At 69.5% G+C, this 1,890-nt stretch carries 1 protein-coding gene and 1 pseudogene; both read left to right on the top strand.

Annotated elements, in window-relative coordinates; translation table 11 throughout:
* Window positions 1–581, top strand: a pseudogene (locus ACEN88_RS30460) (hypothetical protein); the annotation flags it as partial.
* Window positions 578–1,849 (top strand): hypothetical protein, encoded by a 1,272-nt coding sequence (locus ACEN88_RS30455; RefSeq protein WP_413345734.1) that lies wholly within the window; start codon window positions 578–580, stop codon window positions 1,847–1,849. The pseudogene ACEN88_RS30460 and the gene ACEN88_RS30455, both read left to right, overlap by 4 nt.
* Window positions 1,850–1,890: the final 41 nt, after the last annotated feature.

Here is a 1,890-nt window from a genome sequence, read left to right as displayed (position 1 = left end):
CGTGGCGTCCCGGCGAGGCGCCGCGCTGGCTCGCGTGGCCGGACACGTGGCTGCCCAGCCTCGACCTCGGCGGCCCGACGTTGAGCCGCGACGGCCGCATGTGGCTGATCGGGCATGACGGCCAGTCGTATTCGTTCCTCGAACTGGGCGCAGAACGAGTACAAGCGCGTCCGCAGCGCGAACTCATCGACGGCGCGCGCCTCGGCTTCGCCAACCTGCTGTTCCGGCGCGGCCATCCCGTCGTCGACGAACCGTGGTCCGGCGAGCATGTCGAGGACCAGCACGAGGACGATTCCCTCGTCCTGCCGCTGCTGCGCAGCTTCAACAACAACCGCAGCCAGCCCAGCGGGCTCGTGCTGCGCTTCCACAAATACACCGGCCGTGCCGAAGACGCGCTGGCCAACCGCGTGATCGCCCGCACCACGGTGGAGTGGATCGGCCGGCGCAACGTGATCCTGGACGAAGTGGCGCGCCTCGCGCGGCCGCTCGAGTGCGTGCCCTTCGTCTACGCCAACCGCCTGTGGCTGCACCACCCAGACTGGAACCGGATCCGCGGCTGGAATCTGGAAGCGCCGACGTGAGGGCCTTCGTCCTTTTCCTCGCGCTGTGCGGCGTGATGCCCGCCTGGGCCATGCCGCAAGTGGCTCAGGTTATTCTGGTGCAGAATTCGGGCTGGATGGAGCCGTTCTACACGGACCCGCAATCCCAATTCAAGCCGCTGGTCGCGGCGCTCGCGGGCAATGTCGCGCAGCCGGGCGACGCGCTCGTGCTGGCCGCGTTCAACCAGTCGCTGCCCGGCGCGCCGTCGCCGCGCGCGCTGCTGTCCGAGCAGGTGACGAAGGACACGCCCGCGCACGTGCGGGCCGCGCTGGCCGGGCTGGAAACCGCCCATAAACCCGGCGGCACGGCGCTCGCCGACACCGACCTGGGCGAGGCCGTGGAGACGACCGTCACCAAAGTCCTGGGCGGGAAGGCGGGCCTCGTCTGGCTCGTGACGAACAACCGCAACAGCCCGAACAACGACCAGGCGACCGCGCAGCGCAACCGCGAGTTCTATGCGCTGATCCACAAGGGCGCCGCGATCACGAAGGCGCTTGCTTTCCCGCTGCGGATGCCCGTGCAAGGCCAGCACTACCACGCGAACGGCCTGATGGTGTACGTGTTCGCCGTCGGTCCGGAGGGTGCGCGCGCCCTCGACGCGATGCTCGTGGCGGGACGCGTGCAGCGCGTGATCACCGAACCGCCCGCGCGCCTGAAACCGCTCGACCGCGACACGGTGCGCCTCGTGCCGCGCAAGGTCGAGAACGCGCCCGGCGTCGAGTTCTCGATGGATGCGGCGGGCCGCCTGCGCGCGGACGTGTCGCCCGCCGCGCGCACGCCCAACGCGACGATCCAGTGGCAGCTGCAGAACACGATGTATCCGTACACGATCGCGGGGGCGACGATCTCCGCGCGCTCCATGCTCGGCGGCGAGAACCGTCCGATCGCATTGAAGACGAACACCGTCACGCGGCTGGCGCCGGGCCGCGCGGAGCCGCTCGCATCGACGGTGCAGCTGCCCGTCGCGCAGCTGCCGGGCAAATGGTCGATGGCGGCGCTGAAATCGGCCGGCTCCGCGTATGTGCTGCCGGGCCGTATCGAACTGCACCTGCAGGGCCAGCGGCTGGAACTGTCGCAGGCGTTCCGCGAGCGAATGGCGGCGCTGTTCCCGGGCGATCCGCTGCCGGACATCTTCACGCCGCCGGCCGACATCCAGGCCTCGACGGCCGTGCTGCCCGTCGAGGTGCACGTGCATTACGGCTCCGGTCCGCTCGTCGCACGTTGTGAAAGTGACACCGATTCCGAATAGCTCCCGCCAAGCTGTCCTATTTGACGACGGGAACGAACTAC

The organism is Massilia sp. CT11-108 (assembly GCF_047302915.1).
Taxonomy (GTDB): domain Bacteria; phylum Pseudomonadota; class Gammaproteobacteria; order Burkholderiales; family Burkholderiaceae_D; genus Telluria; species Telluria orientalis.
The sequence above is the reverse complement of the archived record's forward strand: the minus strand, read 5'-3'. Positions and strand labels throughout refer to the sequence as shown.